The 3,324-nt window shown below is 66.2% G+C and carries 4 protein-coding genes; all 4 read left to right on the forward strand.

The window, feature by feature from the left end; translation table 11 throughout:
* Nucleotides 1-123 (forward strand): IS630 family transposase (locus Q8P46_12155; protein ID MDP2620907.1); only part of this gene is annotated, 123 nt, incomplete at its 5' end.
* A gap of 128 nt (nucleotides 124-251) precedes the next feature.
* On the forward strand, nucleotides 252-842 hold the full coding sequence (locus Q8P46_12160; protein MDP2620908.1) for a DUF2585 domain-containing protein: 591 nt from the start codon (nucleotides 252-254) through the stop codon (nucleotides 840-842).
* A 195-nt stretch (nucleotides 843-1,037) separates the two neighbouring features.
* Nucleotides 1,038-2,111, forward strand: coding sequence for a ferrochelatase (hemH, locus tag Q8P46_12165; protein ID MDP2620909.1), 1,074 nt, complete (start codon nucleotides 1,038-1,040; stop codon nucleotides 2,109-2,111).
* An 83-nt stretch (nucleotides 2,112-2,194) separates the two neighbouring features.
* Nucleotides 2,195-3,250 (forward strand): SPFH domain-containing protein, encoded by a 1,056-nt coding sequence (locus Q8P46_12170; GenBank protein MDP2620910.1) that lies wholly within the window; start codon nucleotides 2,195-2,197, stop codon nucleotides 3,248-3,250.
* Nucleotides 3,251-3,324: the final 74 nt, after the last annotated feature.

Raw genomic sequence — 3,324 nt, forward strand, 5'->3', positions numbered from 1 at the left:
ACCCTCATCGAGGAAATCGCCGCCTGGGAGCACGATCGCAATGCCCATCACACCAAGTCCGACTGGCACTTCACCACCAAAGACGCTCGCACTAAACTCAAGCATCTATACCCTTCAATCTGACTGAATCAGCCGACTAGCGCTTTTTGCTTGTCCCTGAAAGGGGGGAGGACGGCTGGGGCAAGGCAAGGCCGTGCTTTGCCGGGGCGGAGGCACTAGGATGACCGCGCCCGGTTAAGACAGGAAGAGCCATGCAGGTCCCCGTTCCGGAATGGTCGAAGAAGCTGTCGCTTAGAACCTATGTCCTGATCGCCGCCGGGCTCGTCGCGCTGCAGGCGCTCGTCCTCCTCGCCTTGGGCCAGCCCGCGATCTGCGCCTGCGGGACCGTCAGGCTATGGCACGGGAGCGTATTGAGCGCCGAGAACTCGCAGCAGCTCACCGACTGGTACACCTATTCCCACGTCATCCACGGCTTCGGCTTTTATCTCCTTTTGTGGCTCGTCGCGCCGCGCCTGCCGGTCGGGTTGAGATTCGCGATCGCGCTCGGGCTCGAAGCCGGCTGGGAGGTGATCGAGAACACGCCCTTCATCATCGACCGCTATCGCGAGACGGCGCTGGCGCAGGGCTATGTGGGCGACAGCGTGATCAACTCGGTCTTCGATACGATGGCTGCGGGCCTCGGCTTTGCTCTCGCCCGCCTGCTGCCTTACTGGGCGCCGATCGGGCTTGCCATCGCCATGGAGATCTTCGTCGGCTTCATGATCCGCGACAATCTCACCCTCAACATCATCCAGCTCGTCTGGCCGAGCGAAGCCATCTCCGCCTGGCAGGCCGGCGGGTAGGGCCGCAATGACGATATCGCGCCCAACGGGCGTTCCCCGCCTGTTGTTGTCATCCCGGCCGCAGCGAAGCGGAGAGCCGCGATAACGAGGGGAGGGAGACGGTTCCTGCTCCTTGGCGGAGCGAGCGCGGCGCTGGACCTTCGCGGCGGCGGCACTATGTTTGCCGGACGAAGCAAGATGCGAGCGGAGCCGTTCATGAACAAGCCCGGGGGCGCGGCCGGCGCCCGACTTGAAGACCGGAAGCCCAAGGGCCGGAAGCCCAAGGGCCATCCGGACGTCGCCCATGGCGGGATCGGCGTGCTGCTGGTCAATCTCGGCACGCCGGACGCCACCGACTATTGGTCGATGCGCCGGTATCTGAAGGAGTTCCTGTCCGACCGCCGGGTGGTCGAGGCCAACCGGCTCGTCTGGTGGCTGGTGCTTAACGGCATCATCCTCACCACCCGGCCGAAGAGGAGCGGCCATGCCTACGCCAAGATCTGGAACAAGGAGAAGGACGAATCGCCGCTGCGCACCGTCACCCGCGAGCAGGCGCGGCTCGTCGCCGAACGGCTGGCGCAAAACCCGGCCATCCGGGTCGACTGGGCGATGCGCTACGGCAACCCGTCGATGACCTCGGTGCTGGCGCGCCTGAAGCAGGAGGGCTGCGAGCGGATCCTCGTCTTTCCGCTCTATCCGCAATACAGCGCCGCGACCACGGCCACCGTCAACGACAAGGCCTTCGAGGCGCTCGCCCGAATGCGCTGGCAGCCTTCCCTGCGCACCGTGCCGCCCTATTACGACGACCCGGTCTATATCGACGCTCTCGCCAAATCCCTCCAGCAGGGCCTCGGCAGGCTCGCTTTCAAGCCCGAGGCTGTGCTCGCCTCCTTCCACGGCCTGCCGCGGTCCTATTTCGCCAAGGGCGACCCCTATTACTGCCATTGCGCCAAGACGACGCGGCTCCTGCGGGCCGCCCTCGGCTGGCCGGAGGAGAAGCTGAAGATGACCTTCCAGTCGCGCTTCGGGCGCGAGGAATGGCTCAAACCCTATACCGACGCCACGGTCGAGCGGCTGGCGCGCGAGGGCGTCAGGAGCCTTGCCGTGATCACGCCCGGCTTCGTTTCCGACTGCGTCGAGACGCTGGAGGAGATCGCGATGCAGAACGCCGAGATCTTCCGCCGCCACGGCGGGGCGAACTTCGCCCTGATCCCCTGCCTCAACGCCAGCGAGCCCGGCATCGACGTCATCGAACACGCGGTCAGGCGCGAGCTTTCCGGCTGGGCCTGATCCGTGAATTCGGTCCCGCGCAAGGAATTTATGCTTTAAGGTCCGATTCTCGCCGAATCCCGGCCCGCCGATGGGGTGCGCAGATGATTGTCGGTCTCGATATCTTCGTCCTGGTCCTCCTGGTTCTCGTCGTCGTCTTCATCCTGCTGGCGGTCAAGACGGTGCCGCAGGGCTTCAGCTACACCATCGAGCGGTTCGGGCGCTACACGCGCAGCCTGTCGCCGGGGCTCGGCATCATCGTGCCGTTCATCGACCGGGTCGGCCGCAAGATGAACATGATGGAGCAGGTGGTCGACGTGCCGAGCCAGGAGGTCATCACGCGCGACAACGCCACCTGCACCGTCGACGGGGTCCTCTTCTTCCAGGTGCTCGACGCGGCCAAGGCGAGCTACGAGGTTGCCGACCTCGAGACCGCGATCTTGAACCTCACCATGACCAATATCCGCACCGTCATGGGCTCGATGGACCTCGACGCCCTGTTGTCGCAGCGCGACGAGATCAACCACCGGCTCCTGTCGGTGGTGGATGCCGCGACCGGCCCGTGGGGGATCAAGGTGACGCGCATCGAGATCAAGGATATCAACCCGCCGCGCGACCTGGTCGATTCGATGGCCCGGCAGATGAAGGCGGAGCGCGACAAGCGCGCCGCGATCCTCGAGGCCGAAGGCCAGCGCCAGTCGGTGGTGCTCAAGGCCGAAGGCCAGAAACAGTCGCTGATCCTGGAAGCGGAAGGCCGCAAGGAAGCCGCATTCCGCGACGCGGAGGCGCGCGAGCGGTCGGCCGAGGCGGAGGCCAGGGCGACCACCATGGTCTCGGACGCGGTCGCCTCGGGCAGCGTCCAGGCGCTCAACTATTTCGTCGCCCAGAAATATGTCGCCGCGCTGCAGGAGTTCGCCGCCTCGCCGAACCAGAAGATCCTGATGATGCCGGTGGAGGCCTCGGCGCTCATCGGAACCCTCGGCGGCATCGCCGAGATCGCGCGCGAGGGCTTCGGCGGCGGAGACGGCGGCGGCAAGGGCGGGGCCGGCGGAGACGGACCGCCCAGGCCGCGCCGGCCGGGCGCACCGAGAGGCGGCGCATCCGCGGCGAGTGCGGCGCCGAAAGGCTCGGTGCCCGGCATCGAGCCCCGGAATCAATAGAGCGCCGCCATGTCGACCCTCGCCGCGCTCGCGCAAACGCTCGGCATCTGGAACTGGTGGGTGCTGGCCGGCAT

It is taken from the genome of Hyphomicrobiales bacterium, assembly GCA_030688605.1.
Classification (GTDB): domain Bacteria; phylum Pseudomonadota; class Alphaproteobacteria; order Rhizobiales; family NORP267; genus JAUYJB01.

Coding starts and splice junctions, on each gene's coding strand:
- hemH (MDP2620909.1), top strand. CDS start 1,038: ATGAACAAGCCCGGGGGCGCGGCCGGCGCCCGACTTGAAGACCGGAAG.
- Q8P46_12170 (MDP2620910.1), top strand. CDS start 2,195: ATGATTGTCGGTCTCGATATCTTCGTCCTGGTCCTCCTGGTTCTCGTC.
- Q8P46_12160 (MDP2620908.1), top strand. CDS start 252: ATGCAGGTCCCCGTTCCGGAATGGTCGAAGAAGCTGTCGCTTAGAACC.